The following is a 26,049-nucleotide window of genomic DNA, read 5'->3' as shown; positions in this document are numbered from 1 at the left end:
CTCACGACGCGGCCTTCGCCGACCACCTGCACCTTGCCGTCATTGTCGCCCGCGAGCTGTCCCGGCCCACCAGCGTAGTCGGCCAGGTCCGGAAGACACGTTCGTGGCCGGCGAGCAGGTTGGTGAGAGCGTTCGATACGTCGGCATGTCCGTCGCGGAGGAGGAGACGTGCGTGCACGACATCGACCGGCGCGGTGAGGTGGATGAAGGCGCCGTTGCGCTGGGTGACAGCTTCGGCGAGGTCGAGGGGGTATCACCCGGCTCATGTAGCCGTGCAGGATCTTCCAGTCGACCGGGTTGACACCCGAGGCCCGCACCGCGAGCCGCACCTGTCCGGGGCCCGCGGTGGGCGGCGGAACGTCGACGACACGCAGTACGTCAGCCGTGCCGTACTCGGAGAACTGCATTGGGAGGGACAACGGCTAATACCATGAGCTGGGTTGTCGATGGGTGATGAGGCATCAGGCGAGTTTGAGGAACGCTTCGTGGATGTCGGCCCTGCGTTCCCAGCGGCTGCGCAGGCGTCGGAAGCCGTGAAGCAAGGCGAGGCCGCGGTCCTGACCTCGCCCACCCGCAGACGTCACCCACCGCGAACTCGTTCCCCCCAACGGCCGCGAACTCCTCGTCATCCTGCGCGTCAACCGCACTCCCGGTACCCCGCCGCGACGTCGACCACGTCCTGCACTGGTCCGCCTCGCGCTGCCGCCACCAGCATCGAGCCGCAGCCTGCCACCGGCGCTGGAACAACATCACCGCAGCAGCAACTACTGACACCACCGCGACGATCAAGACTTACGGCTGCCGTGCCGACGCATCTGACGGGCACCGGTTCTTGCAGAAACCTTAACGGATTCTGGCAAGAGCCGGTAACCTCTTCCGTCGCCTCCTGCCTTGCTGTTAACTGCTTTCGAGAGCAGCATTGCCGCAGTTCAGCCGGTCCGGCGCGTTTCCCGTCGCCTTCGAATCATTTGAGCACCGGCAAGCGCTGCCTCAACGCCTGGGGAAATCGCGCCTCGACAAAACAGTAGATCCCGTCCGCGATCTCGCTCAACCGGCCGCGCTTGCCGGGATGCCAGCGGATCACGCACGGGATGGCCTCAGCGGGTATCCACGACGGTGGTCCCACTCCCTCGGCGGTCCACGATATCCCCGTGTTCAAGATGTTCGTGGGCCGTCATCCCCGTCGGTTGCCTCAGCCGGATTGGCGCACCGCGATCCCCCTTTATCCGTCATGACCTGGACCGGCGTGTGTCAAGGAGTCTGCAACCCGCTCTGCGGAGAACCCCGAGATCTGGACGTAGGAGAGGAACAGAATGGCTAAGATACGAGGAAGATGGCGGACGACGCTCGCGGTTGCGGCTGCCGGGGGCGTCGTCGGCGGCGCGTTGTACGTATCGCCGGCCAGTGGGGCGATCGGGCAGGACGGCGCCGCGGCTATCGCCGGTGCGGGTACCGTCACCGACCTGACCGCCGAAGACCAGGATGCCGTTCGGGCTTTCCAGGAGGCGTTTCCCGGAGTGGACGATGCGGATGCCTGGCGGCGAATAAAAGCCGAAGACGGACGGGTCGCCCTCATCACGAAGCTGGCGGAGGACGACGCCGACACGTTCGGCGGCTCCTGGTACGACGGGGCGACCGACACTCAGCACCTGCAGGCCACCACCCCCGAGGCCGCCGGCCGGTTTACGGTGCTCGCCGCGGACAGGGGGATCAAGGCCGAGGTCCACCAGGTGGATTACAGCTATGCGCGGCTGACGGCCGAAGCCGATCAGGCGCGCGCGGGTGAGCATCCGGTGCTGGGCGATGCCGCCAAGGGCGACGCTGCCGTGGACGTGAAGGCGAATCGGGTGGTGGCAGGGCTGACGAACTCCGACCTGAAGGCGGCGCGCACGCGCAGCGACGTCCTGGCCGTGCCGGACACCTTCAAGGTCAAGCCACGAAGCACCACCGACCCGGCCGGAAATCCGATCGTCGACGAAGTGTGCAATTCGAGGTTCAACTGCAGCAAACCGCTGCGCAGCGGCATCGAGGTGACGAACGTCCGCCACGACCCCGACCTGGGCTGCTCGCTGGGCTTCACCGCCTACGAGAAGAACCATCCGAAACGCAAGTTCGCGCTCACCGCAGCCCACTGCGGTGAGCCGGGCGCCCTGTTCAAGCACAACAACTGGTCGATCGGGCACCTCGACAAGCAGATCGATGACGGCGCCAATTTCGACGTGGCCAGGGTCAGAATCGAGAATCCGCACTGGCTGGACTTGCCGCTGGGCTGGATCTACAACTCCAAAAACAAGGACAACCCGTACAAGGTGACCGGCCGGCTGACCAGCGAGGCCGGAATTCAGGCCGGGCAGACCGTGTGTCTGGCCGCGAAGCACAACGGAAGCACGGGCGTCTGCGGCACGATCAACGGTCTCACCGGGGCCGGCTTCTACTTGGTGACGGGACACGACGCATGCCCCGGTGACAGCGGTGGCGGGTGGTACCGGAAGACAGACAACGGGCGGATCGCCTACGGCATTCACAAGGGCGGATCCGAAGGCTGCCACGGCGACCAAGGCGGCAGCTACGACATCTTCACCCCCATCGGAAAGACCCAGGCTTATCTGGATGTGACCGTCCACACCCGCTGACCGGCTTCGGGACCTGACTGGGCCACGTGTCCGACGGAAGGAGCACGACGTGCCAAGAGCACGAGAGTGGCGACGAGCGCTGGTGGCGCTCACGGCGGCGGCGATGGCCGTGGGCGGAGCGTTGTACGCATCCCCCGCGGGCGCATTCGCGGAAGCGTCATCACGCGTGTCCACGGCGGCCGGCCCGGCATCGGAGCCGGCCGCCGAGACCGGGGAGGCGATTCGGGCGTTCCAGCGTGCGTTCCCAGGAGTGAGCGACGAGGACGCCCGGCAGCGGATAAACGCCGAGGACGCCCGGGCCGCGCTGATCAGCGATCTGGCGACGGCCGATGCCACGACGTTCGGCGGTTCGTGGTACGACGGGGCGACCGGTACCCAGCACCTGCAGGCCACCACCGCCGAGGCAGCCGACCGCTACGCCGGGCTCGCCGCGGACAAGGGAATCAAGACCAAGGTCCACCAGGTGGAGTTCACGCAACGCGACCTGACCGCCGATATGAACCGGCTCCTCGCGGGCACGCACCCCGTGCTCGGCAACGCGGCCAGGGGTCACGCGGGCATCGACGTCCAGGCCAACCGGGTCGTCGTGCAGCCGACGGACGCCGATCTGGCCGGGCTGCAAGGGCGCCGTGCGTCCATCCCGGACAGCATCGCCGTCCAGCCGCGGGAGAAGGACCTTGATGTCGTCGCGGACGCGTGCCCGAGCCGGGCGCACTGCGACCGTCCGCTGCGCAGCGGCCTGGAGCAGTGGAAGGGGGAGCAGGACAACCGGACGTGCTCGCTGGGATTCACCGCCCGCGACACAGTGAACCCGGGCCGCAAGTACGTCATCACCGCAGGCCACTGCGGCGGGATCGGCGATACGTTCGGACATTACACGCACGAGTTCGGAAAGGTGGAGGAGCATCAGAACTCCGGTGACGTCGACGCGCTGGCGATCCGGATCAGCAACCCGTACTGGCTGAATGCCAGCTTCGGCTGGATCTACCGGCCGAACGGCGACGGCGAGCCGCCCTTTGCGGTGAACGCCCGCATCGACAGCGAGAGTGCGATGCAGGCAGGCCAGACCGTGTGCCTGACGGCACGGAACTCCTCGGCCGGAAACCGCTGCGGAGTGCTGGACGCGGTCAACAGCAGCCATCGGGGCATGGCGCGGGTGAGCGGCCTGGACGCCTGCCGTGGTGACAGCGGAGGCGGGTGGTACCGCAAGTCGGACGACCGGCGTACGGCGTACGGCATCCACAGCGACAGCTCGGACGGCTGCCACACAGCGGACGGCGTGTCCTATTTCAGTACGCTGCCGGCTGTGCGGGACGCCCTCGGGAAGGAGGTGGAGATCCGGATTTCGTAGCTGGGTGCGCAGGTTGGTGAGGGTGGTGGTGCCGCGGGCGGTTCCGGCGCCGCCAAGCTGGTCCATGGGGCAATTCGTGTACAGCACTTCGCAGCGTCGCAGGATCCGCCCCACGTATACGATCAAGGTCCTCGATCTGAGGCCCTTCCGCGCTTCGTGAACGGCTCAAGATCGCGCTCAGTCACGTCGGGGCGGTATGGGAGCTTGCGTAGCCCTTGGCGGACGGTGGTGGTCAGGTCGTCGGGGTTGGCGAAGGCGCGGTTGGCCAAGGTGGTGCGCCGCAGCGCACGATCGGTCCGCCGAGTTGGTGGTGGGCGGTCTGGATCAGGTCGCGGAAGTGCTTCCAGGAGAAGTGCTTGCGGCCGTCGGGCCGGGCGTCTGGGCAGGGCCGGTAGATCAGCCGGGGCGTCGGCCGGGCTTGTGGCAGACCAGGGCGGCCACCGATAAGCGGCGGCGGGAGCGGCCCCGCACCGCGGACAACGGGGGGTGTGGCCCCGGCGGGACCAGGTGCGGGTCGTCGGCGGCGTCATCGAGAATCCGGCTTCGTCTTCGAAGACCAGCCAGGCGCCGAGCGCCGCCGCGGTCCTTCCACCTGTGGCCAGGTCTCCTTCACCCGGCCGGCCACCGCCGCCTCGTTGCGCTCCCTCGCGCGGCGGGCCGGGACCTGGCAGCTCCAGCCGTGCCGCTTGAACAGCGCGGCCACGCCCTGCACGGTGTAGCTCTTGTGGAACCGGCGCCCGATCAAGGTCTTGATGCGCGACAGGGGCCAGGTCTGGTCCGGCCAGCCGTGCAGGTCACGGGCGATCACCGCGTTGTCGTCGCCGGCCCTGAACCGCTCGGCCGCCTCAAGTCGTAACTTCTCGCGGAAGGCCCGCCGTTCATCGGTCAGCCCACACGACACCACCCTTTGAAGCTCAGTAACTTCGCTGGCAAGGAAGCCCGAACGACTGGGTTCGCTGTCAACCGCCTCGATTGGATGACAGGGGACAGCCACCGCGAAACTACTCCCGCGCTGAGATACGACGCCAAGCGGCTCCACCCAGTGGCCTACGAGGGCGACAGCAGGGCCGTTCTCACTGCTGCCCCAAGCCAAGATCGCGTTACACATCCCTTACACATACGCGCGGGAACTCCCGGGAAATCGCAGGTAGAGACGTTGCGTATCTTGGCGTGGAAAACGGCCCTGATCCAGGTAAACACCCAGGTCAGGGCCGTGGAGGCGGACGAGTCGGCCTGTACGCCGGGTTCTGTCTCCCGGGGGCCTTGCGGCCGCCGGGGAGGCGGTCATCCATCTGGGACCGGTGTTGCCACCGGCCTCGTGCGGTCTACCCGCGGACTCGGGCGGGCCGCCCTCCATCGTCCGCGCAGGGCCGCTTCCGCGGCCCCTCTTGACCTTGCTCCGGGTGGGGTTTACCTAGCCGCCCGGGTCACCCCGGGCGCTGGTGGTCTCTTACACCGCCGTTTCACCCTTACCGGGAGCTGCACGCCCCCGGCGGTCTGTTTTCTGTGGCACTGTCCCGCGGGTCACCCCGGGTGGGTGTTACCCACCACCCTGCCCTGTGGAGCCCGGACGTTCCTCGGCGATCCCTGGGTGGGACCGACGCGACCGCCCGGCCGGCTCGTCCGCCGTACGGCCCATGGTAGTCGCAGCGACGGTCTCCTCGCCGCCGCCCGGGTCCGCGCCCGCGCCCCCGCCCGCCGTCGCGCCCGCGGCGGTGGCCAGGAAGGAGCCGGCCAGGATGAGGACGAAGGCCGCGGCGATGGAGCCCGTCAGCGGTTCGTCGAGGAACGCGACGCCCGCCGCGACCGCGACCGCCGGGTTGATGTACGTGAAGACCACCGCGCGCGTCGGGCCCACCTCGCGGATCAGCTCCAGGAAGACCACGAACGCCAGCGCCGTGCAGAGCACGCCCAGGCCCACGAGCGACGCCAGCACCTTGCCCGACGGCGTCGTGTCCGGCCAGGTGGCGATCCCCGCGGGGGCGTAGACGATCGCGGCCAGCAGCAGGCAGGGTGCGATGAGCTGCAGCGTCGGTACGTCCTTCAGCCGGCGGGCGATGATCAGCGGGGCGGTGGCGTAGCCGAGGGCGGTGAGCATGACCTCCGTGATCGCCCACGCCGAGCCGCCGCTCAACTCCGGCGCCGCCAGCACCGCGACGCCCGCCAGGCCGAGACCGAGGCCCAGCCAGCGGCGGCGGCCCAGGCGCTCCTCGTCGCCGAGGAGCCGGGCGAGGATCACGCCGATCGTCGGCACGGCGGCGATCAGCAGGCCGGCCATGGCGCTGGAGAGCTGGCGTTCGGCGTCGGTCAGGGTCCACCACGGGCCGATGATCTCGATGCAGGCGAACGCCAGCATCGGCGCCCAGTGCGTCCGTACGGTACGGACCAGCCCCCCGCCGCGCAGCGCGAGCGGCAGCAGGACGAGCGCGCCCAGCGCGCATCGTACGAAGACGACTCCCGACGGCGACACCGCGTCCACCGCCACCTTGATCATCAGATACGGGACTCCCCAGATGACGCCCATGAGGAGGAACAGGACCCAGCCGCGTGCAGTCATGCCGTCCAGCCTCCGGGGCGGAAGCACCGCTGTCTTGAATGCCGTTGCGGCCGGTCCCTACGTCCGCACGCTCCTGCTGTACGCCGCCGGCGTCGCCCCCAGCACCCGCCGGAACCACCGCGTCAGATGCGCCTGGTCCGCGAACCCCACCAGACCCGCCACCTCCGCCGGCCGGTGCCCCGCCTCCAGCAGCCCGCGCGCCCGCTCCACCCGGTGCTGCGCCAGCCAGGCGTACGGGGGCATGCCCATGGTCTCCCGGAACGCGCGCAGCACCTGGTACCGGGAGAGCCCCAGGTCGCAGCCGATCGCCGCCAGCGACGGCGGGTCCGTCAGCTCGTCGGCCAGCCGGTCCCGTACCGCACGGGCCACGCCGCTCCCCAGCGCCGCGGTGGCCGCCGGGCGGGCGCGGCCGTGCCGGCGGGCCAGCGCCGCGAGCAGCCACGGCAGCCGCGACTCCGCCTCCAGCGGCTCCGCGCCCCGGTCGACGGCGACGTGCGCGGCGCGGAGCGCGGCGGCCAGGGCCGGGTCGTCGATGACGGGCTCGGCGAAGTGCGCGTCGGTGCAGGCGCCGTCGGTCAGCAGCGCCATGGAGGGGTAGAACGCGCGGTACGCGTACCCCTCGTCGCCCGCCGGGCCGCCGGTGTGCGCCTCGCCGGGGGCGAGGACGACGATGCTGCCGGGCCGGGCCCCGATCCGCTCGCCGCGGTAGTCGATGACCTCGGCGCCTTCCGTGCACACCCCGACGGCGAACTCGTGGTGGGCGTGCGGCGCGTAGCGGTGGGCGGTGAAGCACGCCGTCATCAGGTACAGGGACTGGCCCGCGCCGAGCGGTGTCCGCGTCCAGCGCGCGTACTCCCCGGGGCTCCGCCCGCCCCCCTCGCCGCTCATGCGTCGCATTGTGCGCGATGCCGTACGCCCCTTGCCAGCGGGATTCCGCGGCTGCCTACGATGCGCGGATGTCGCAGCGAGATCTGTCCCCAGAAGAGTTCCGCGAGCTCGGCCACGCCTACGTCGACTGGATCGCCGACTACCGTGCCCGCGTCGGCGACCTGCCGGTGCTCCCGGGCGTCGAGCCCGGGTGGGTGCGCGAGCGGCTGCCGGCGAAGCTCCCGGAGGAGGGCGAGCCGCTGACCGAGGTGCTGGCGGACATGGACCGCGTCGTGGTGCCCGGCTCCACGCACTGGCAGCACCCCGGCTTCTTCGCGTACTTCCCCGCGAACGCCTCCCTCGCCTCCCTCCTCGGCGACATGCTCTCCACCGGCCTCGGCTCCCAGGGCATGCTCTGGTCGACGTCCCCGGCCTGCACGGAGCTGGAGCAGCACCTGCTCGACCAGCTCGCCGACGCCACCGGACTGCCCGCCGAGTTCACCTTCGCCGGCGGTGGCGGCGGCGTCATCCAGGACTCGGCGTCCTCGTCCTCGCTGGTCGCGCTCCTCGCCGCGCTGCACCGCACCTCCGGCGGCGCCTGGCGGACGGCGGGCCGGGACGGGCGCGAGGTGCTGTACGTCTCGGCGCACACCCACTCCTCGCTGGAGAAGGCGGCGATCGCCGCGGGGCTGGGGGCGGACGCGGTACGGATCGTGCCGCCCGGCGGCGACGGCGGCCAGACGATGGCGCCCGACGCGCTGGCCGCCGCCGTACGCGAGGACCTGGCGGCCGGCCGCCGCCCGGTGATGGTCTGCGCCACGATCGGCACCACCGGCACCGGCGCCGTCGACCCGGTGCGCGAGATCGCCGCGGTCTGCGCCGAGTACGGCATCTGGCTGCACGTCGACGCCGCGTGGGCCGGCGCCGCCGCGTTCTGCCCCGAGCACCGCGGGCTCTTCGACGGCGCCGGGCTGGCCGATTCGTACAGCACCGACGGGCACAAGTGGCTGCTCACCGCCTTCGACTGCAATCTCTTCTGGACCCGCGACACCGCCACCCTCGTCGGCGCTCTCACCGTGCTGCCGGAGTACCTGCGCAACGCGGCCAGCGAGTCCGGCGCCGTCGTCGACTACCGCGACTGGCACCTGCCGCTGGGCCGCCGCTTCCGCGCGCTGAAGCTCTGGACGGTGCTGCGCCGCTTCGGCCTCGCCGGCATACGGGACCACGTGCGCCGGCACGTCGGGCTGGCCGCGGAGCTGGAGTCGTGGGCGGCGGCCGACCCGCGCTTCGCGCTGGGGGTGCCGCGGAGCCTGGCGCTGGTGTGCCTGTACGCGGTCACCGGCCGCGGCACCGACGCCGACAACGCCGCGACGAAGGCCGTGCTGGAGCGGATCAACGCGAGCGGGCGCTCGTACGTCACCCACACCGTGGTCGACGGACGCTATCTGCTGCGGGTCGCGGTCGGCGGGCTGGAGACCGAGGAGCGGCACGTACGGGTGCTCTGGGACGACCTGTGCGCCGCGGCGGACGCGGTGAGGAGGGAGACCCGCACCGCCTGACCGGCCGGTGGCCCCGGCCCGTCGCTTGACCTTGTCGCGACGTCAACGTTTCTACTGAGGTCATGCGAATCGGAGAGCTCGCCGCGCTCGCCGGGGTCACCACCCGAACCGTGCGGCATTACCACCGCATCGGGCTGCTGCCCGAGCCCGCCCGCCGCGCCAACGGCTACCGCGTCTACACGCTGCGCGACGCGGTCGAGCTGGCCCGTGTGCGCCGCCTCACCGAGCTGGGCCTCAGCCTGGACGAGGTCCGCGACGCGCTCGCCGACGACATCGGCAAGGAACTGCACGAGATCCTCGCCGAGCTGGACGCCGACCTGGCCCGGCAGGAGGCCGCCCTCCGGCAGCGCCGCGCCCGCCTCGCCGAGCTGCTGCGGCACGCGGAGGGCGGCGGGCTGACCGCCGAGGGCCCGGTGTCGCCGGAGCTGGCGGCGGTGTTCGCGGACATGTCCCGCACCTCCGCGGCGCTCGGCGTCCCGGAGCCGGCGAGCGCCGCGAAGGAGCGGGAGCTGCTCGCGCTGCTGGACACCACCGCGGACGACGCGCACCGGGGCTGGCTCGGCGCGCTGCTGCACGCGCTCAGCGCCGACCCGGACGCGATGAGGCGTGCGTACGAGATCTACGCCCGGCTCGACGAACTGGCAGACGCCGAGGTCACGGACCCGCGCGTCGCGGAGCTGGCGCGGGACGTCGTCGCGGTCATGTCGGACGAGGCGCTGGCGCTGATGGCCGCGGGGCCCGACGCGGCCGGCACCGGTGCGGCGGAGGACGGCGACGAAGGCCGGGAAGCCTTCGCGGAGATGTTCTTCGCGGACTTCCCCCCGGCGCAGGCCGAGGTCATGCGCCGGGCGATGGCCCTGCTCGAAGAGCGGTCGGGCGGGGCCGGCGAGGCGGGCGGGGCCGGGCGCGCGGACCGGCGGCGCGGGGAGAGTGCGTCGTGAACGCGCTGCGCCGTACGGTCCGCTGGGCCCTGGCCTCGCTCGTACCCGGCGAGCTGGTGCTCGTGCTCTGCCTCGCCTCCGGCGTCCGCATCCCGGACCCGGTGATGCTCGCCGTCGAGGTGGCCGTCCTGCTCGTCACCGCCGCCCTGGTCACGCTCCTGGCCGCCGACTACCGCCGCCACCGCGGCGCGGGACTCGCGCCCCGCGCGGCGGGTCTGGAGGCCGTACGGGACAGCGTCCCCGCCGCCGTGCGCAAGCTGACCGTGCACGAGGTGAAGCTCTTCACCGCCACCCTGCGCTGGCTCGCCCGCCGCCCGAAGCACGGGATCGGCCCCGGCGACACCGCCGTCCCGTACGCCTCGGGGCAGGCGTTCACGTTCTACGGCTTCCTCTTCGTCTCGGTCATCGAGACCGTGGCGCTCGCCCTCGTCATCCCCTGGCCGGTGGTGCACGCTGTCGTGCTCGTCCTCGACATCTGGGGCATCTACTTCATCCTCGCGCTCCAGGCGGCCTGCGTGGTACGGCCGCACGTCGTCGGCGCGGACGGCTCGCTGCGCGTACGGTACGGGGTCCTGCTGGACATCCCCGTACCGGCCGGGCTGATCGCGAACGCCCGGGTGGACCGCCGCTTCCCCGACGGGGGCGGGCTGCTGCGGCTGGACGACGACGGCACGGCGCACCTCGCGGTCGGCGGGCAGACGTCGGTGACCGTCGAGCTGACGGAGCCGGTGCCGTTCGTGCGGCCGCTGGGGAAGCCCGCGGAGGCGCGGGTGCTGCGGTTCTACGCGGACGACCCGCGGCCGGTGGTCGACGCCCTGCGCGCGGCGGGGGCGGCGCGCGAGGAGGCGGGGGAGCGGACGGAGGGGCAGGAGGAGCCCGGTGGTGCGCCGCTGCCCGCTCAGGGCTCGGGCGCGAAGCGCACCGGGGACACCCCGGGCTCCGCCGCCGTGAGCCGCACCCGTACGCGGTGGCCGAGCGGCAACGGCTCGCCGGGGGCGGGCCAGGCGCGGACAGGGGGACCTGCGGCGTCGGCGGGCTCCACGCCGTCCACGGGCTCCGCGGAGTAGGCGGGTTCCGCGGACTCGGCGGGTGGCGCACCGGCCGAGGGCGCCGGGGGCTCCGTGCCTCCCGGGGGTTCGGCGCCCCCAGCCCCCTCCGCGCCTTGTGCGTCCTCCCCGGCGTCCCCGGCCGCCGGGAACACCGTGCCGCCCTCCGCGTCCTCCGTATCGACGCGGCCGATGACCGCCGGCTCGTAGAGCTGCACCGTCCCCCGCGTCGGGCGGCGCTCGTCCACCGCGACCACGTACCCGTCGAAGACCTCCCCGATCCGCCCGCTCATCAGCGCCGCCTCCACCAGGTCCACGCACTCCCGCTCCAGCCGCGCCGCCCGCTGCGCGCCCCGCACCATCAGCTCGGGGAGGCCGCCCAGCGCCTCGCGCACCCACTCCGGCGCGGGCTCGCCGGCCGCCGCCGCCACGCACAGTTCCAGGGCATACCGGTCGGCCAGCCGCCGCAGCGGCGCCGTGCAGTGCGCGTACTCGCCGGCCACCGCGGCGTGCACCGCGTCCTGCCGCGCCGGCGGTTCGCCGTCGAAGACCGTGTATCCGGCGCCGCGCAGCAGCGTGGTGCAGTCCTGGAGGAACGCCGCGTGGTTGGCCATCTGCGGGTTGAGGGAGCGCAGCAGCTCGGGGTAGTCCAGCCCCTCGGGCCAGTCGATGTCCAGCGCGCGGGCGATCCGGTGCAGATACGTCAGGGCGCCGTGCCGTGCGGGCGGCACCGTACGCAGGATTCCGGTGCCGGAGGCGAGCATCAGGTCGGCGGCAGCCATGCCGGTGAGGAGGGACACCTGCGCGTTCCAACCGTGCGCGGGCAGGGGGGCGCGGTACTCCAGCGTGTAGCGGCCGTCGCGCCGCACCACCTCCTGTTCCGGTACGCCCAGGGAGATCCCGCCGCGTTCGCGCTCCACCTCCTCGCGCAGCAGCCCGACGTCGCGCAGCAGCGCCACCGGCTCCTCCGCGGTGCCCTCGTCGATCGTCTGCTGGACGCCGCCGTAGTCGAGCCGCGCGCGGCTGCGCACCAGCGCGCGGGCGACCGTGGCCTCGGCGACCTGGCCGCTGGAGTCCAGATCGATCTCCCAGAGCAGCGCGGGGGTCGTCTGGTCGGGGAGCAGGCCGGCGGCGCCCTCGGAGAGCTGCCGGGGGTGGAGGGGGACGCGGGTGTCGGGGAAGCAGAGCGTCGTCACGCGGCGGTGGGCCTCGGCGTCGAGGGCCCCGCCGGGGGTCACGAAGGCGGCGACGTCGGCGAGGGCGTACCGGATACGGAAGCCGCCGCCGCCCCTGCGGGCGACGTGGAGGGCCTGGTCCAGATCGCGGGAGCCGGGCGGGTCGACCGTGTAGAACGGGATGTCGGTCGCGTCCCGCTCGGGCAGCCGGGGCGCCTTCGCGGCGCGGTCGGCCTCGGCGAGCACCTCGGGCGGGAACTCCGCGGGTACGTCCTCCGCGGCGCGCAGCCGGCGCAGGGCGGCGCGGAGCGGGGCGTCCTCGGCGTCGGCGGTGTGCAGGATGCGTTGGGGCACGCATATCAGCCTAATTCGGACGGGCGCCCCAGGCGCGCCACCGCGGCCGGAGCCGCCCCCGCGCCCCAGGAGTGACCGCTCTGTCACCGCGCGGTTGGTAGACGTGGAGGCCCCCACCTCCGGGAGAGACATGCCCACCCCTCATGCGTCCCGTCGCGTATCCCGCCGTGCGTCCCGTCGGCTGTCGCGTACGTGCACCGCGATGGTCCTCGGCGCTCTCGTCGCCACCCTCCCGCCCGCGGCCGCCGCGGAAGAGACCGCCGAGCAGGCCGTGGCACCGGCCGCGGCACCGGACGCCGTGCGCGGCGCGGCCGTACCCGCCGCCGAGGAGCCGCCCGAGCCGCCGCCCCCGCCCCTCGACGTGCTGGAGCGCCGCCCCGGCACGGGCGAGGGACTGCTGTTCGTCGGACCGCAGAAGAACCCCGGCCGGGTCGGGCCGCCCGGCGAGGAACCCCCGCCCGAGGCAGGCCGCGGACCCCAGATACTCGACGACCGTGGCCGCCCCGTCTGGTACCACCGCATCCCGCAGGACGAGTACGTCGCCGACTTCCGCGTGCAGGAGTACCGCGGCCGCAAGGTGCTGACCTGGTGGCAGGGGAAGAGCGACAGCGCGGGACTCGGCGAGGGCGTCGGCTACATCGCCGACGAGAACTACGACATCATCGCCACCGTCCGCTCGCCCGACCCGGAAGAGAGCATCGACCTGCACGAGTTCCGGCTCACCCCGCAGGGCACCGCCCTGGTCGTCAGCTACCAGCAGCGGCCCTACGACCTCACCCCGGTCGGCGGCCCCGCGGACGGCGACGTGCTGGAGAGCGTCGTGTGGGAGCTGGACCTCGCCACCGGGGAGCCGCTGCTGGAGTGGCGCAGCCTCGACCACGTACCGCTGCAGGAGTCCGACGAACGGCCCACGGGACGCGCCGGCACCCGCCCCTTCGACTACCTGCACACCAACTCGGTCTCGCTCGACACCGACGGCGACCTCCTCGTCTCCGCCGTCGGCACCAGCACCGTCTACAAGCTCGACCGAAAGACGGGGGAGATCGTCTGGCGGCTCGGCGGCAAGAACAGCGACTTCCGGCTCGGCGCGGGCGCGCGCACCATCGCCCAGCACGACGTCGTGGCCGTCGGCGACGGCACGTACCGCATGTTCGACAACCAGAACCTGCACTCCGACGGCTACGAGAGCCGGGTCGCCTGGCTGCGCGTCGACCCGCGCCGCGGCACCGCGGAGCTGGAGCGCCAGCTCGTGCACCCGGACCGCGTCTCCACCGCCGTCACCGGCGGCAGCCAGGGCCTGCCCGGCGGCAACACCCTGGTCGGCTGGGGTTCCGCGGGCCGGATCTCGGAGTTCGACGCGGCCGGGCGGCTGGTGTTCGACGCCGTCTTCCCGGAGGAGTACCTCTCGTACCGCGCCTACCGCGACGAGTGGGAGGGCGAGCCCGGGACCGCGCCGGAGGTACGGATCGACGGCGCGTCCGGCGACGCGCACGCGGTGTGGAACGGCGCCACGGAGGTCGCCGCCTGGCGGGTGCTGGCCGGCGACGCGCGGGACGGCCTGCGGCCCGTCGCCCGCGAGCCGTGGGACGGGCTCGACACGGACGTCGACCTGCCGGCGGACGCGGCGGACGCGGCCTACGTGCAGGCGGAGGCGCTGGACGCGGACGGCGAGGTCATCGGCGCGTCCGCGGTCACGGAGACCGGCGCGGGCTGAGCGCTTCGGGAGCGGGCGCTCAGACCTTCTCCAGCGGGCGGTGCGGCGCGTCCGGCAGCACCACAACGACCGGGTCTCCCGGACGTACCACGCCGCCCGTCAGCACCACGCTCATCACGCCCGCCTTGCGCACCACCTTCCCCGCCGCGTCCCGGCCGACGACCTGCTTCAGCAGCCCGCTCCGGAAGTCGTCGATCTGGTGGCAGGGGTTGCGCAGCCCGGTGACCTCCACGACCGCCTCGGCGCCGAGGTGCAGCAGCGTGCCGGTGGGCAGGCCGAGCAGGTCGACGCCGCGGGTGGTGACGTTCTCGCCCAGCTCCCCGGGGCGTACGGTGAAGCCCGCCTCGGCGACCTCGGCGAAGAGCTCCTCGTGCATCAGGTGCACCTGCCGCAGGTTCGGCTGGGACGGGTCGCGCGCGACCCGGGAGCGGTGCTTGACCGTGACGCCGGCGTGCGCGTCGCCCTCGACGCCGAGGCCGGCGAGCAGGGTGATCGCCTCGCGGGCCGGCTTGTGGAAGGTGTACTCGCCGCTGCTGCAGACCGCTGTGACCGTGCCGTTCATGCCGTACGGGCCCCCTCCGCCGTGACCGGTGATCCACGGACGAGCCTAACCGGCCGGTGCCCGGGACCGCCCCTGTCCGGCATGCGGGACCGCCCGATAATCGATTCGTCGGATCAGCGGGTACGTGGCAGCCTGGCCCGCATGCTTGGAGTCACGGATCTGTCGACGTACCTCGCCGGGCTCGCCCTGATCATCCTGCTCCCGGGCCCCAACTCCCTCTACGTCGTCTCCGTCGCCGCCCGCCGCGGCGCCCGGGCCGGCTACCGCGCGGCCGGCGGCGTCATGTGCGGCGACATGGTGCTCATGGTGCTCTCCGCGGGCGGCGTGGCCTCGCTGCTCCAGGCGAGCCCGACGGCGTTCGCCGTCGTCAAGTTCGCGGGCGCCGGGTATCTGACGTGGCTGGCGGTCGGGATGCTGCGCGGGGCGTGGCGGATGTGGCGCGAGCGCGAGGCGCGGGCCGTCGCGCGGGCGGAGGGGGAAGCCGGGCGGCCGGAGCCGGCGCGGGAGGAGATGGAACGCCCGTACCGCCGGGCGTTCGTCGTCAGCCTGCTGAACCCGAAGGCGATCCTCTTCTTCGTCTCCTTCTTCGTGCAGTTCATCGACCCGGCGTACGCGCACCCGGAGCTGACGTTCGTCGTGCTCGCGGCGTGGGCGCAGTTGTTCAGCATCACGTACCTGACGGCCCTGATCTTCAGCGGTACGCACCTCGCCGCGCTCTTCCGCCGCAGGCGGCGGCTGACGGCGGGGATGTCGGCCGCGGCGGGGACGGCGTTCCTGGGCTTCGCGGCCAAGCTGTCGATGGGCAGCGCGTAACGTTCCGCCGCCGGTCCCGGCGCGGCGGGCCGCGCGCGCCGCGGGCTGCCCGGCCCTGACCACCGGACAGCCCCCGGCGTGCCGCGGCTCCCGCGGCCCCGCGGAAGCCGGCGGGCTCCCGCTGCCCCCCCGCCGGCTCCCGTGGGTGTCAGAAGGGCGTCAGCGTCAGCGTGAGCCGCTGCGGCGCCCGGTCCTCGATGTACGACGCGAAGCCGGACACGTCGTCGAAGGCGAACCCGTACGCCCGCCCGTCCTCCGACACTTCGTGCATCACCCGCGCGTAGTGGTTGGAGATGTCGGTGCCGTAGAAGGCGGAGGCGTCGGTGACCGGCTGGTCCGCGTGGTCGCGCAGGGTGGTGCGGTTGAGCGCGGCGCCGAGGATGGCCGCGACGGGGCCCGTGGTGCCGTCGTTCGGGGCGGCGAGCTTGCCGTCGCAGAAGAGCACGTCGCGGGTGGGCGGCCGGTCGAAGGCGACGTCGGCGGGGCCGGTGAAGGAGAGCCGGTCGCCGGCGACGCGGCCGGTGAAGGTGCCGGCGTTCGTGGTGACCTTCAGGTCCTTGCCCGTGTACGCCGACCAGACCTCGTCCACGTACCCGTCGAGGTACGAGCCGTCGAAGAGCCCGGTGTCCAGGCCGTGCCCGGGGGCGATGACCCGCAGCCCGTCCGCGTCCACCAGCCGGTCGAAGCCCTCGGTGCCCGCCAGGGTGTCGAACACCTGCTGCCTGGCGCCGTCCTTGAGCGTCCCGGTCGTCTGGTCGTCGGCGCCCGTCAGATGGATGGACATCGGCACGCTGAACATGTCGACCATGGTGGTGTTGCAGAACATGCCCGCGTCGTTGAGCGTGAACTCCATGCAGTCGTGCACCACGGGGTAGTTGGGGTCGGTGGAGACCCAGCCGGCGGGGTACGCGAGCGCCGCGTTGCCGGCGCCGTCGGTGACGGCCTTCATCTTCAGCTTGCCGCCGAGGGCCACGTAGAGGCGGCCGGACATGTTCGGCAGGGTGAGGCTCGTGTCGCCGCTGCCGGCGAAGGGGATGGCGTAGTCGGTGTAGCCGTCGGGGCCGTTGTCGCCGGTCTCGATGGGCGCGAGCGACCCGTCGGGCGTGAGGCGGACCTGCCGGCCGCCCTCGTTGCCGACGACGTAGATGCTGATCGAGGAGTTCTCGTACGCGCCCGTCTTGTTGACGACGGTCACGTCGAGGGCCGCGGCGGCACCGCCCGCCCGCGCCGCGGAGAGCACCAGAGGTGTCCCCGCGGCGGCGGACGCGACGGCGAGACCACCCAGCAGCCTGCGTCGCGAGATCATTCGGCGGCACCTCCGGACTGCTCGACGGACACGTAATCGACGGTCATGGGCACACCGGGACGGGTGGCGTCGGTGGGGGTGGCGTGGCCGGCCACGCCGTCGGGGAAGGCCCCGCCCATGGCGACGTTGAGGAGGAGGAAGTGGCCGTGGTGGGCGAGGTTCGCCCAGGTCTCGGCCCCTACCTGGTCGGCGTTGACGGAGTGGTACTGCTGGCCGTCCACGTACCAGCGCAGCTCCTCGACGGGGCCGCTGCGGTCCAGCTCCAGGGCGTACTCGTGGAATCCCGACTGGCAACTGCCGCCCGGGCAGGCGCGGGAGGCGCCGAGGCCGTTGTTCTCGTTGCACGGCCCGCCGGGCGCGGTGCCGCAGTGCAGCACGCCCCAGACGCTGTCGATGCCGTTGACGTTCTCCATGATGTCGAACTCGCCGATGCCCGGCCAGTTCCAGTAGTTGCCGCGGTAGGCGTCGCCGAGGGTCCAGAACGCGGGCCAGTAGCCGAGGGCTTCGGCGCCGGTGACGTTCGGCATCTGGATCCGCGCCTCGATGCGCATCAGACCGCCGGCCGGGGCCTGGAAGTCGGTGCGCTGGGTCTCGATGCGGGCGGAGGTCCAGCCGCCGGAGCCGTTGCGGCGGGGGGTGATGGTGAGGTTGCCGTTGCCGTCCTTCTGGAGGTTCTCCGGGCTGTCGGTGTACGTCTGGATCTCACCGGTGCCCCAGTTGGCGGGGCCGCCGGGGTAGGAGGTGCCGGTGTCGACGATCCAGTTCGCGGCGTCGGGCAGGGAGCCGGCGGCGCCGTCGAAGTCGTCGCGGAAGACCTCGGCGAGGGGCGCGGGACCGCTTGCCGCGGCCTTGTCTCCCGCGTCCTCGCCGGCCGTCGCGGAGGGCAGGGTCAGGGCGCTGACCGCGGCGATCGCCGCGACCGCGCCGAGCAGGCTCCTGCGCCACCGTATTCGTGTTGCGTGCATGTCTGGCTGCTCCTCGAGGTGTGGGGGGATGAGGAGGTTCTCCCCTGGGGATGCGCCCGTTTGAGAGCGCTCTCAGGTTGTGTTGAGGCACACTGCCGAGTGGGCGGGCTACTGTCAAGGCCCACCGAGCGAAGAGGAGTTGAGGTGTCCGGGAACCGCCCCACGCTGGAGGCCGTGGCCGCCCGCGCCGGAGTGTCGCGGGCCACGGTGTCGCGCGTGGTCAACGGCGGCGCGGGGGTGCGCGAGCCGCTGCGCGAGCGGGTGCACCGCGCCGTGGCCGAGCTGGGCTACGTACCGAACCAGGCCGCGCGCACGCTCGTCACCCGGCGCACCGGCGCGGTCGCCGTCGTCATCGCCGAGCCCGAGAGCCGGGTCTTCGCCGACCCGTTCTTCGCCCGGCAGTTGCGGGGGATCAGCGGGGCGCTGGCGGCGGCGGACACGCAGTTGGTGCTGCTGTACGTCGCGGACCGGGCGGACTATCCGCGGATCGGCCGGTTCCTGGCCGGCGGGCACGTCGACGGCGCGCTGATGTTCTCGCTGCACCGCGACGACCCGCTGCCGGGCCTGGCCGCGGCGGCGGGACTGCCCGTCGTCTACGGCGGCCGCCCGGGCTGGCCGGGGGCGGCGGGGGAGCGGGGCCTGCTCTACGTGGACACGGACAACCGGGCGGGCGCGGAGCTGGCGGTGCGGCACCTGCTGGGGCGGGGCCGGCGGCGGATCGGGCACATCGCGGGGCCGCTGGACCAGACGTCGGCGGTGGACCGGTTGGCGGGGTACCGGGCGGCGCTGGGGGTGGGCGGAGCCGCCCCGGGCGGCCACGAGCTGGTCGCGGAGGGCGACTTCACCCCGGCCGGCGGCGAACGCGCGATGGCCGAGCTGCTCGCCCGCGACCCCGGCCTCGACGCCGTGTTCGCCGCGTCCGACCTGATGGCCACCGGCGCGCTGCGCACCCTGCGCGCCCACGGCCGCCGCGTCCCCGCGGACGTCGCGGTCGTCGGCTACGACGATCTGGACCCGGCGACCTGGACGGAGCCGCCGCTGACCACGGTGCACCAGGACGTCGAGGGGATGGGCGGTGTGATGGCCCGCCTGCTGCTGCGCAGTCTGGCGGGCGGGCAGGAGGAGCAGGAGCCGGTGGTGACGGCGCCGCGGCTGGTGGTGCGGGAGTCGGGCTGAGGGCGGGCGGGGGAGCGCTCGCGACGGCGGGTTCGTGCCAATGGGCCGCGGGGACGGCCCGGGTCAGAAGCCGGCGCGGGCGGGCTCGTCCACCCGGGCCACCGACTCCTGCGCGAACCGGGCCGTGTAGGCGTCGCGGATCTCCTCGATCCGGGCGTCCTGCTCCTGCGCCTCGGTGAGCGGGTAGAGCAGGTAGACCTCGTACGAGCGCTCCCGCTCGATGGTGCCGTGCCGGTCGCGGTACTGGCCCCGTACCTCGTCCACGGTGAGTCCCGCGGGGAAACGCGGGGTGACGACCTCGTCCACGAACGCCCGGAACTGCCGGTCGGTGACGTCCGGGCCGCCGTCGGGCCGTACCGTGCCGAACATCAGGTGCGTCTGCACGTACGGCTCCAGCTCCGCGGCCTGCGACAGGGCGACCGGCGGGGTGGGGTCGCCGTCCGCGAGGGCGGCGGGGGCGGTGGCCGCGGCGGCGCCGGCGAGGGCGGCGGCGAGCGCGAGGGCGGCGAGGCGAAGGCGTGGCTTCGTAAGGTTCACGACCGGGGAAACGATCACCGGGAGCGAAAGTTGCGCGGCCGGGCCGGGGGCCGTTTGTTTGCCCGTTGTTCGGCCTGACCTCACCGGCCGGTGGCCACGCCGTTGCAGAATCGAGGCCCTCCTCCGGAACACGAAAGGCCCTTCCATGCAGGAAGAGCGATGCACCGTGCCCACTCCACCGGGCACGAGACTGCTGCACATCGGCCCCCACAAGACGGGCACCACCGCCCTCCAGGCCGCTTTCCACCAGGCCCGCGACACCCTCAGGGAGCACGGCGTCGTCTACGCCGGGCCGGGCCGCCAGGCGAAGGATCCGGCGGTCGCGATCGCCAGGAAGGACCCGACGGCGGCGGAGCGGGAGCCCTGGGAGGCGTTCTGCCGGGAGGCTGCGGAGGCGGGTGACCTGCGGTTCTTCGCGAGCAGCGAGTTCTTCGCGACGGCTTCCGCGGACGCGGCGCGAAGGGCCGTGAAGGAACTGGCGGGCGTCGGCGGCGCGAGCGGCGTGCACGTGGTCGTGACGCTGCGGCCGCTGCGGAAGATCATGCCGTCGCACTGGCAGCAGTACGTCAAGCACGGGCTCTGCGAGTCGTACGAGACCTGGCTCGACGCCATGCTGCGCAAGCCTCCGTACGAGGAGCCGACGCCGGACTTCTGGCACCTGCAGCGGCACGACGAGCTGATCGAGCGCTGGGCGGCGGCCGCGGGTCCCGAGAACGTGACGGCGGTGGTCGTGGACGAGGCGCGGCCGCTGTGGCAGTTCCGCGTCTTCGAGCAGTTGCTGGACTTGCCGGAGGAGGTGCTGCAGCCGCAGGAGAGCGGCGGGAACTCGTCGCTGACGCAGAGCGAGGTTGAGCTGCTGCTGCAGCTCAACCGCAAGCTGCGGGACCGCAACTGGAGCACGTGGCGGCAGGGCAAGGTGATCCGCGAGGGCGTGGTCCCGCGCCTGCAGTCGTACGAACCGGCGCCGGACGAACCCCGCATCACGACTCCGGAGTGGGCGGAGACGGCGGTGGCGGAGGTGGCGGAACGCGTGGCGGCGGGCATCGCGGCGTCGGGGGTCCGGGTGGTGGGTGACCTGGCGGCGCTCTCCCGGCGGCCGGCCACCCCGGCGGAGCCCGTGACGCCGACGGAGATCCCGACGGAGATCCCGACGGAGGTGGCGACGGAGGCGGTCCTGGGCGGAATACTGGCGTCGGCGGCCCTGGCGGCGAAGGCGTCCCCGCCGGCCCCGGCACCGGAGGTGCCGGAGGCGCGTGGGGCGCTGGAGGACCGGCCGGTGCGGAACGTGCCGGTGAAGGACCTGGTCCGGGTGGTCGCCCGCAGGGCGGTACGCCGGATGCGGGGGTGAGCGGGCGGGGGCCTGGGCATCCCTCCCCACCCCGCTGCCGGGGCTCCGTCTCCTCCGTTCGACACGCCCATCCCGGCGCGTTTTCATGGAATCGCCGGACTTCCCCCGGTTCGTACCTCCGGGGAAGCCGCGATCATCCCCTACCTCCGGCGGGAGGCGACCCGTGCATACCGACAAGCGTCCGACCAGCGGTTCCGGTCATGAGGACGGCGGCCGGGGTGAAGGACAGCCGTCGCGGGACGCGTACGACGACGAGCGGGATGAGGCCATCGACGCCGATCCGCAACTGCGTGAGATCGGGCGGGCCCGGTTGCGGAAGCGCACGGATCGGGCGTCCCGGGGTGAGCAAGGCGGTGGCGCGCGGCGCTGAGCCGCCTGCGAGCTGCGGATTACTCCCTCCGGTCGACACCTGAACGGCGGAGGCGTTACATGGGTGATATGCCGGTTTCGTCGAGATTGAGTCGGCGGACCGCTTCTATCCCTGCACGCACCACCAGCGGGAGGAACTGTGCAGACCGACAGGAACACAGCCAGTGGCGGCAGTGGCAAGGCCGCGGAAGCCGCGGGGGTAGGGCGCGAGACCGACGCCGCCGCTGCGGCGGGCGGCGGCGGCCAGGGTGAGCAGAGCCGGCGCGGTCAGCAGCCCGAGAGCGCGCAGCGCGGCGGCGCGGCGGAGGACCAGCGTGTCGTCGCGTACCGCGAGCGGCTCCAGGTCGAGCCCGTCGACCGGCGGCAGCCCATGGGCGAGGCCGAGGTCACGATCCGGGTGCGGGAGACCCCGCAGCGGTTCGAGGTCACGCGCGGCCACGACGAGTGCGTCGTACGGCGCAGCGACGTCGACGGCAAGGAGGGCAACCTGATCGCCGGCGACCACCACGAGTTCGTGGAGCGCAGCGTGAAGGTGCCGCTCTACGGCGAAGACGCCGAGGTCGTCGTCCACAAGGTGTCCGAGCCCTACGCCGTCGCCGACATCGGCACCCGGCGCATCGAGGACACCCAGACCTTCGAGACCGTCCTCAAGACCGAGGAGATCGTCGAGAACGTGCCGGCCGGCTCGAACGCGTCGATGAGCGTCCGCGAGGTGCAGGAAGGCTACGACCTGCGCGAGGGCGCCCGCCGCCAGCAGCAGGAGCAGAGCAGCGGCACGTCCGGCCACGCCGCCGCGCCCGAGACCGCCGACACCCCCGGCGCCGCCGAGGACATCGGGGAAGGCAAGGGGCGCGGTCGCTGGTTCTGACCACGACGGCGTTCCCGTCATGCCCCCGGCGCGGGGGCCCGCCCACGTGCGGGCCCCCGCGCTCCGTCTCTCCGGAGTCCGCGGCCGGCTCCGGCGGTCCCGGCGCCACCGCCTCCGTCAGGCTGCCTTGCCCGGCTTCTTCGCCGTCTTCTTGGCCGTCTTCTTCGCGGCCGTCTTCTTCCCCGCCGTGCCGGTCTTCTTCGCCGTCGTCTTCTTCGTCCCCGCCGTCTTCGCCGTCGTCTTCTTCCCCGTCGTCTTCTTCGCGGCCGTCTTCTTCGCCGCCGCCTTCTTCCGCGGCGCCGCCGTCCCCCGCGCTTGTCCTTCGCCGCCTGGACGCTCGCCTCCAGCGCCGACATCAGGTCGATCACCTGCCCCCGCTCCTCGCCGGCCGCCGCCTCCTTCGGCAGTGGTGCGATCCCCTCCTTGCTCGCCACAAGCGCCTCGACCGCCTCGCGGTACTCGTCCGTGAACTCCTCCGGGTCGTAGCCGCCCAGCGCGTCCATCAGCGAGTCGACCATGTCCAGCTCCTGCCGGCGCACGGTCACCTTCTCGTCCGGCGCCACCGCCTGCGCCGAGCGCACCTCGTCGGGCCAGAGCATCGTGTGCAGGACGAGCACGTCCTCCTCCTCCAGCACCCGTACGAGCGCGGGCGCCTCCCGGTTGCGGAGCGCCACCTTCACCACCGCCACCCGCCCCGAGCGCTTCAGCGCCTCGCGGAGCAGGACGTACGGCTTGGCGGCCGCGGCGTCGGCGGCCTTGACGTAGTACGCGCGGGAGAACTGAATGGGGTCGAAGTAGCCGACCTCCTCGAAACCCACCACGTCGATGATCTTCTTGCTGGGCAGCGGCAGCTCCGCGAGGTCCTCGGGGGTGAGCACGACGAGTTCGCCGTCCTCCGTCTCGTACGCCCTGGTGATCTCCGCGTACTGCACCTCGCGGTCCTCCAGCTCGCAGAAGCGCCGGTAGCGGATCCGGCCGCCGTCCGCCGCGTGCACCTGCCGGAAGGACACGCCGCGCTCCTCGGTGGCGGAGTAGAGCTGGACCGGAATGCTGACCAACCCGAAGGAGATCGCACCCTTCCATATAGATTTCATCCATATGTCCTCTCTCCCGGAGGTTCAGCATATGCCGGTCACCGAGGTCGAAGGACGCCGCCTGAAGCTCAGCAACCTCGACAAGGTGCTGTGGCCCGAGTACGGCTTCACCAAGGGTGAGGCGCTGCACTACTACGCCCAAGTCGCCGACGCCCTCCTGCCGCACGTGCGCGACCGGGCCGCCTCCTTCCTGCGCTTCCCGGACGGCGTGGACGGGGAGCGGTTCTTCGCCAAGAACGCCCCCGCGGGCACGCCTGAATGGGTGAGCGTCGCGGATGTCGAGCTGACCCGGAGCACCGTGCACCACGTGCTGGTCCAGGACCTGCCGACGCTGCTCTGGGCGGCGAACCTCGCCGCGCTGGAGCTGCACGTACCGCAGTGGAAGGCGGCCGATCCCGGCGCGGCGCCGGCGGCCCCGGTCAGGGCGGACGAACGCCTCGCCGACCGGATCGTCTTCGACCTCGACCCCGGCGCGCCCGCCACCGTCGTCGAGTGCTGCCGGGCCGCGCTGCTGGTGCGCGAGGCGCTGCGCGCCGACGGGCTCGACGCCTGGCCGAAGACCTCCGGCTCCAAGGGCCTGCACCTGTACGTGCCCCTCGCCCCCGCCTCCGCCGAGGCCACCAGCGCGTACGCGAAGTCCCTGGCCCGGCGGCTGGAGGAGGAGCATCCGGAGCTGATCCTGCACCGGATGGCGCGCAAGCTGCGCCCGCGGAAGGTCTTCGTCGACTGGAGCCAGAACTCGCGGGCGAAGACCACCGTCGCCCCTTACGTGCTGCGCGCCAAGGCCCGGCCGACCGTCTCCACCCCGCTGACCTGGGACGAAGTGGAGGCATGTGCGGATCCCGACGAGCTGGTCTTCCTCCCCGGTGACGTGACGGAGCGCATCGCGACGCATGGTGACCTGCTCGCGCCGCTGCTCGACGACCACTTCGACCTGCCGGATATGACTGATTAGTCCATTCGTGGGACAGTGGAGAGTGCACCGGCAGGGCGGGAACGCCGCCTTTCAGGAGGCGATGAACGCCAGGGACGAGTGCGGCGCAGAAGCCCGGCGGCAGTCCTCGGTGGCGGCGCAGAACGACGCCACGTGGCAGAGGAGCAGGATGACTCCGCAGGTCGCGCGGCGCGGTGCGCCGGGACCGCGGAGAGCGAACGATCCCTGCCGCCGGCCGCGGGCGCGTTCCGCAGGGCCGTCCCCTTCGCCGCGCGGATGCGCCCCGGCCGCGTGCCCGGCGTGCTCGGGGCGCCGGGCACGCGGCGGGCCCGGAGGCTCGGGGCGTCCGGCCGGCCCGTACGCGGACGAGGGCCGCTCCCGCGCGTACGGGCACCCGCTACGCCTCCGGCCGCCGCGCCTCCTCCGGGCTCTTGTCCGGCCGCAGCCCCCGCCACACCGGGTGCCGCAGCACGCCCGTCGCCGTCCACTCCCCGTACGTGACCTCCCCCACCAGTTCCGGCTCCACCCAGTGCACCGCGCCGCCCGCCCGCACGTGCCGGTCCGCGACCGGGCCGGCGAACGGGCTCGTCTCCCGGGCCAGCCCTGCCAGCCGCTCCCGCAGCACCTCCAGCGCGTGCCGGGAGAAGCCGCTGCCCACCGTGCCCGCGTAGGCCAGCTCGCCGGCCTCCGTCCAGACGCCCATCAGCAGCCCGCCGACCGCGTCCGACCTGCTGCCCGCGCCCTCCGTCCAGCCCCCGACGACGACCTCCTGGGTGCGGACGTTCTTGATCTTCAGCCAGAGGTCGCTGCGCCGCCCCGGCAGATAGGGCGACTCCAGCCGCTTCGCGAGCAGCCCCTCCAGCCCGTACCGCCCGGTCATCTCCCACGCCTCGGTGCCGTGGCCCTCCCAGTGCGGGGGCGTGCGCCAGTGCGGCCCTTCGAGACGCAGGTCCGCGAGGAGCGCGCGGCGTTCGCGGTACGGGAGGCGCAGGGTGGACTCGCCGTCGAGGTACAGCACGTCGAACGCCATGTAGTCGACCGGCACCTCGGTGGCGAGGCGGGCGATGACGGCGCCGCGGGTGAGGTTCATGCGGCGCTGGAGCGCGCCGAAGGAAGGGCGGCCGTCGGCGCCCAGCGCGACGATCTCGCCGTCGAGCACGCAGGCGTGACCGGCGGCGGCGAGGGCCTCGCCGAGCGGGGCCAGCTCGGGGTAGCGGGCGGTGACGTCGTTGTCGTTGCGGGTGCGCAGCGTCAGCGAGCCGTCGCCCGGGGCGTACGCGACGGCGCGGATGCCGTCCCACTTCAGCTCGTACGCCCACGAGGGGTCCGCGGCGGCCGTCGGCAGGCTGCCGGAGACCGCCAGCATGGGCGGGACGTGCGGCAGCCCGCCGGGGTCGGTCATGCGGGCAGAGTAAGTTCCGGGCCTGCGCTACGCCTCCTGGGCGATGTCCGCGCGCAGCGGCTCCAGGGTGGCGCCGATGGTCTTCACGGTCTCGTCCGGAACGCCGAGACCGATGAGCGTGGCCGTCAGATGGTCGACCACCCGCTCGAAGTGGGCCGGCGTGATGCCGAGCCCCTCGTGGGCCTTCCGCATGCCGCGGCCGTTGTAGCCGCCGGGACCGCCGAGAGCGGCGCCGATGAAGGCGCGCTGGTGGCGCTTGAGGCGCTGGACGTCGATGCCGTCGAAGAACGGCTTCAGCTCCGGGTCGTCGAGCACTCGGTCGTAGAAGTTGTCCACGGCGGTCGCGACCGCCGTCTCCCCGCCGATCGAGTCGTAAATAGTCATGGGGCCCGATTATTGGGGCCTGTGGGGCTGGAGTGAAGAGCGTCGAACGTTTAATTCCGGCCCAAGTTTTCGCCAACCGCACGCCGGGTGGCGC

The 26,049-nt window shown here is 72.7% G+C and carries 21 protein-coding genes, 1 other RNA gene and 4 pseudogenes; 11 read left to right on the top strand and 15 right to left on the bottom strand.

Annotated elements, in window-relative coordinates; translation table 11 throughout:
* Positions 1-278: 278 nt before the first annotated feature.
* Together DMB38_RS36670 and DMB38_RS07720 are read right to left on the bottom strand one after the other, a co-directional pair.
* Positions 279-407: pseudogene (locus tag DMB38_RS36670) on the bottom strand (NADP-dependent oxidoreductase); the annotation flags it as partial.
* Between the two features lie 54 nt (positions 408-461).
* Positions 462-557: pseudogene (locus DMB38_RS07720) on the bottom strand (IS5/IS1182 family transposase); the annotation flags it as partial.
* A gap of 756 nt (positions 558-1,313) precedes the next feature.
* Between DMB38_RS07720 and DMB38_RS07715 the strand changes: the two are divergent.
* Both DMB38_RS07715 and DMB38_RS07710 read left to right on the top strand, forming a co-directional pair.
* The gene (locus DMB38_RS07715) at positions 1,314-2,633 is read left to right on the top strand and encodes a hypothetical protein (RefSeq protein WP_125934526.1); all 1,320 of its coding nucleotides are present in this window, start codon (positions 1,314-1,316) and stop codon (positions 2,631-2,633) included.
* Positions 2,634-2,715: 82 nt separating this feature from the next.
* Positions 2,716-3,984: a S1 family peptidase gene (locus tag DMB38_RS07710; RefSeq protein WP_125934525.1), complete on the top strand. Its 1,269-nt coding sequence runs from the start codon at positions 2,716-2,718 to the stop codon at positions 3,982-3,984.
* Between the two features lie 122 nt (positions 3,985-4,106).
* Here the strand turns inward: DMB38_RS07710 and DMB38_RS36665 are convergent.
* From DMB38_RS36665 to DMB38_RS07685, 5 genes and pseudogenes are all read right to left on the bottom strand, one after another.
* Positions 4,107-4,514, bottom strand: a pseudogene (locus DMB38_RS36665) (IS630 family transposase).
* Positions 4,511-4,885: a winged helix-turn-helix domain-containing protein gene (locus tag DMB38_RS07700; protein ID WP_125934524.1), complete on the bottom strand. Its 375-nt coding sequence runs from the start codon at positions 4,883-4,885 to the stop codon at positions 4,511-4,513. Before DMB38_RS07700 ends, DMB38_RS36665 begins: the two are co-directional and overlap by 4 nt.
* A 319-nt stretch (positions 4,886-5,204) precedes the next feature.
* An RNA gene (gene rnpB, locus DMB38_RS07695) (RNase P RNA component class A) lies at positions 5,205-5,606 on the bottom strand.
* Between the two features lie 155 nt (positions 5,607-5,761).
* Positions 5,762-6,478: pseudogene (locus tag DMB38_RS07690) on the bottom strand (DMT family transporter); the annotation flags it as partial.
* 120 nt (positions 6,479-6,598) lie between these two features.
* Positions 6,599-7,429: an AraC family transcriptional regulator gene (locus tag DMB38_RS07685; protein WP_125934523.1), complete on the bottom strand. Its 831-nt coding sequence runs from the start codon at positions 7,427-7,429 to the stop codon at positions 6,599-6,601.
* Between the two features lie 68 nt (positions 7,430-7,497).
* On the opposite strand from DMB38_RS07685, the gene DMB38_RS07680 reads away from it, so the two are divergent.
* Together DMB38_RS07680 and DMB38_RS07675 are read left to right on the top strand one after the other, a co-directional pair.
* On the top strand, positions 7,498-8,967 hold the full coding sequence (locus DMB38_RS07680) for an aminotransferase class V-fold PLP-dependent enzyme (protein WP_125934522.1): 1,470 nt from the start codon (positions 7,498-7,500) through the stop codon (positions 8,965-8,967).
* Positions 8,968-9,029: 62 nt separating this feature from the next.
* On the top strand, positions 9,030-9,908 hold the full coding sequence (locus tag DMB38_RS07675) for a MerR family transcriptional regulator (protein WP_125934521.1): 879 nt from the start codon (positions 9,030-9,032) through the stop codon (positions 9,906-9,908).
* A gap of 898 nt (positions 9,909-10,806) precedes the next feature.
* On the opposite strand, the gene DMB38_RS07665 is transcribed toward DMB38_RS07675, so the two are convergent.
* On the bottom strand, positions 10,807-12,483 hold the full coding sequence (locus DMB38_RS07665; RefSeq protein WP_125934520.1) for an RNB domain-containing ribonuclease: 1,677 nt from the start codon (positions 12,481-12,483) through the stop codon (positions 10,807-10,809).
* A gap of 202 nt (positions 12,484-12,685) precedes the next feature.
* On the opposite strand from DMB38_RS07665, the gene DMB38_RS07660 reads away from it, so the two are divergent.
* Positions 12,686-14,197 carry an arylsulfotransferase family protein gene (locus DMB38_RS07660; RefSeq protein ID WP_240662019.1) on the top strand — a complete coding sequence of 504 codons (1,512 nt, stop codon included), beginning with the start codon at positions 12,686-12,688 and terminating at the stop codon, positions 14,195-14,197.
* Positions 14,198-14,216: 19 nt separating this feature from the next.
* Here DMB38_RS07660 and DMB38_RS07655 read toward each other — a convergent pair whose 3' ends face one another.
* Positions 14,217-14,759 carry an MOSC domain-containing protein gene (locus DMB38_RS07655; RefSeq protein ID WP_125934519.1) on the bottom strand — a complete coding sequence of 181 codons (543 nt, stop codon included), beginning with the start codon at positions 14,757-14,759 and terminating at the stop codon, positions 14,217-14,219.
* 141 nt (positions 14,760-14,900) lie between these two features.
* Here DMB38_RS07655 and leuE point away from each other — a divergent pair, with 141 nt between their 5' ends.
* Positions 14,901-15,572: a leucine efflux protein LeuE gene (leuE, locus tag DMB38_RS07650; RefSeq protein ID WP_125934518.1), complete on the top strand. Its 672-nt coding sequence runs from the start codon at positions 14,901-14,903 to the stop codon at positions 15,570-15,572.
* Between the two features lie 148 nt (positions 15,573-15,720).
* Here leuE and DMB38_RS07645 read toward each other — a convergent pair whose 3' ends face one another.
* Positions 15,721-16,878, bottom strand: coding sequence for a beta-1,3-glucanase family protein (locus tag DMB38_RS07645; protein ID WP_125934517.1), 1,158 nt, complete (start codon positions 16,876-16,878; stop codon positions 15,721-15,723).
* A complete protein-coding gene (locus DMB38_RS07640; protein WP_125934516.1) occupies positions 16,875-17,843 on the bottom strand; it encodes a glycoside hydrolase family 16 protein in 969 nt (322 codons plus the stop codon). The genes DMB38_RS07645 and DMB38_RS07640 overlap by 4 nt, the downstream gene beginning before the upstream one ends.
* A 144-nt stretch (positions 17,844-17,987) precedes the next feature.
* On the opposite strand from DMB38_RS07640, the gene DMB38_RS07635 reads away from it, so the two are divergent.
* Positions 17,988-19,019, top strand: a complete 1,032-nt coding sequence (locus DMB38_RS07635; RefSeq protein ID WP_125934515.1) for a LacI family DNA-binding transcriptional regulator — start codon at positions 17,988-17,990, stop codon at positions 19,017-19,019.
* A 63-nt stretch (positions 19,020-19,082) separates the two neighbouring features.
* On the opposite strand, the gene DMB38_RS07630 is transcribed toward DMB38_RS07635, so the two are convergent.
* Positions 19,083-19,556: a DUF3574 domain-containing protein gene (locus tag DMB38_RS07630; RefSeq protein ID WP_125934514.1), complete on the bottom strand. Its 474-nt coding sequence runs from the start codon at positions 19,554-19,556 to the stop codon at positions 19,083-19,085.
* A 166-nt stretch (positions 19,557-19,722) separates the two neighbouring features.
* Here DMB38_RS07630 and DMB38_RS07625 point away from each other — a divergent pair, with 166 nt between their 5' ends.
* The 3 genes from DMB38_RS07625 (at position 19,723) to DMB38_RS07615 (ending at position 22,141) form a co-directional block, all read left to right on the top strand.
* Positions 19,723-20,904, top strand: coding sequence for a hypothetical protein (locus DMB38_RS07625; RefSeq protein WP_164715935.1), 1,182 nt, complete (start codon positions 19,723-19,725; stop codon positions 20,902-20,904).
* A 163-nt stretch (positions 20,905-21,067) separates the two neighbouring features.
* Positions 21,068-21,274, top strand: coding sequence for a hypothetical protein (locus DMB38_RS07620; protein WP_125934512.1), 207 nt, complete (start codon positions 21,068-21,070; stop codon positions 21,272-21,274).
* A 138-nt stretch (positions 21,275-21,412) separates the two neighbouring features.
* On the top strand, positions 21,413-22,141 hold the full coding sequence (locus DMB38_RS07615; protein ID WP_125934511.1) for a DUF2382 domain-containing protein: 729 nt from the start codon (positions 21,413-21,415) through the stop codon (positions 22,139-22,141).
* Between the two features lie 17 nt (positions 22,142-22,158).
* Here the strand turns inward: DMB38_RS07615 and DMB38_RS07610 are convergent, their stop codons facing one another.
* The gene (locus DMB38_RS07610) at positions 22,159-23,235 is read right to left on the bottom strand and encodes a Ku protein (protein WP_240662017.1); all 1,077 of its coding nucleotides are present in this window, start codon (positions 23,233-23,235) and stop codon (positions 22,159-22,161) included.
* A gap of 31 nt (positions 23,236-23,266) precedes the next feature.
* Between DMB38_RS07610 and ligD (DMB38_RS07605) the strand changes: the two genes are divergently transcribed.
* Positions 23,267-24,190 carry a non-homologous end-joining DNA ligase gene (gene ligD / locus DMB38_RS07605; RefSeq protein WP_125934510.1) on the top strand — a complete coding sequence of 308 codons (924 nt, stop codon included), beginning with the start codon at positions 23,267-23,269 and terminating at the stop codon, positions 24,188-24,190.
* A 376-nt stretch (positions 24,191-24,566) separates the two neighbouring features.
* Here ligD (DMB38_RS07605) and ligD (DMB38_RS07595) read toward each other — a convergent pair whose 3' ends face one another.
* Together ligD (DMB38_RS07595) and DMB38_RS07590 are read right to left on the bottom strand one after the other, a co-directional pair.
* Entirely contained in the window at positions 24,567-25,571 is a 1,005-nt protein-coding gene (gene ligD / locus DMB38_RS07595) for a non-homologous end-joining DNA ligase (protein WP_125934509.1), read from the bottom strand.
* 27 nt (positions 25,572-25,598) lie between these two features.
* Complete coding sequence (locus DMB38_RS07590) at positions 25,599-25,955, bottom strand: group 1 truncated hemoglobin (RefSeq protein WP_125934508.1); 357 nt, start codon at positions 25,953-25,955, stop codon at positions 25,599-25,601.
* Positions 25,956-26,049 lie beyond the last annotated feature (94 nt).

The organism is Streptomyces sp. WAC 06738, from assembly GCF_003945505.1.
Classification (GTDB): Bacteria; Actinomycetota; Actinomycetes; order Streptomycetales; family Streptomycetaceae; genus Streptomyces.
The sequence above is the reverse complement of the archived record's forward strand: the minus strand, read 5'-3'. Positions and strand labels throughout refer to the sequence as shown.

Coding starts and splice junctions, on each gene's coding strand:
- DMB38_RS07685 (WP_125934523.1), bottom strand. CDS start 7,429: ATGAGCGGCGAGGGGGGCGGGCGGAGCCCCGGGGAGTACGCGCGCTGG.
- DMB38_RS07715 (WP_125934526.1), top strand. CDS start 1,314: ATGGCTAAGATACGAGGAAGATGGCGGACGACGCTCGCGGTTGCGGCT.
- leuE (WP_125934518.1), top strand. CDS start 14,901: ATGCTTGGAGTCACGGATCTGTCGACGTACCTCGCCGGGCTCGCCCTG.
- ligD (WP_125934510.1), top strand. CDS start 23,267: ATGCCGGTCACCGAGGTCGAAGGACGCCGCCTGAAGCTCAGCAACCTC.
- DMB38_RS07645 (WP_125934517.1), bottom strand. CDS start 16,878: ATGATCTCGCGACGCAGGCTGCTGGGTGGTCTCGCCGTCGCGTCCGCC.
- DMB38_RS07655 (WP_125934519.1), bottom strand. CDS start 14,759: ATGAACGGCACGGTCACAGCGGTCTGCAGCAGCGGCGAGTACACCTTC.
- DMB38_RS07660 (WP_240662019.1), top strand. CDS start 12,686: ATGGTCCTCGGCGCTCTCGTCGCCACCCTCCCGCCCGCGGCCGCCGCG.
- DMB38_RS07640 (WP_125934516.1), bottom strand. CDS start 17,843: ATGCACGCAACACGAATACGGTGGCGCAGGAGCCTGCTCGGCGCGGTC.
- DMB38_RS07675 (WP_125934521.1), top strand. CDS start 9,030: ATGCGAATCGGAGAGCTCGCCGCGCTCGCCGGGGTCACCACCCGAACC.
- DMB38_RS07590 (WP_125934508.1), bottom strand. CDS start 25,955: ATGACTATTTACGACTCGATCGGCGGGGAGACGGCGGTCGCGACCGCC.
- DMB38_RS07680 (WP_125934522.1), top strand. CDS start 7,498: ATGTCGCAGCGAGATCTGTCCCCAGAAGAGTTCCGCGAGCTCGGCCAC.
- DMB38_RS07610 (WP_240662017.1), bottom strand. CDS start 23,235: ATGAAATCTATATGGAAGGGTGCGATCTCCTTCGGGTTGGTCAGCATT.
- ligD (WP_125934509.1), bottom strand. CDS start 25,571: ATGACCGACCCCGGCGGGCTGCCGCACGTCCCGCCCATGCTGGCGGTC.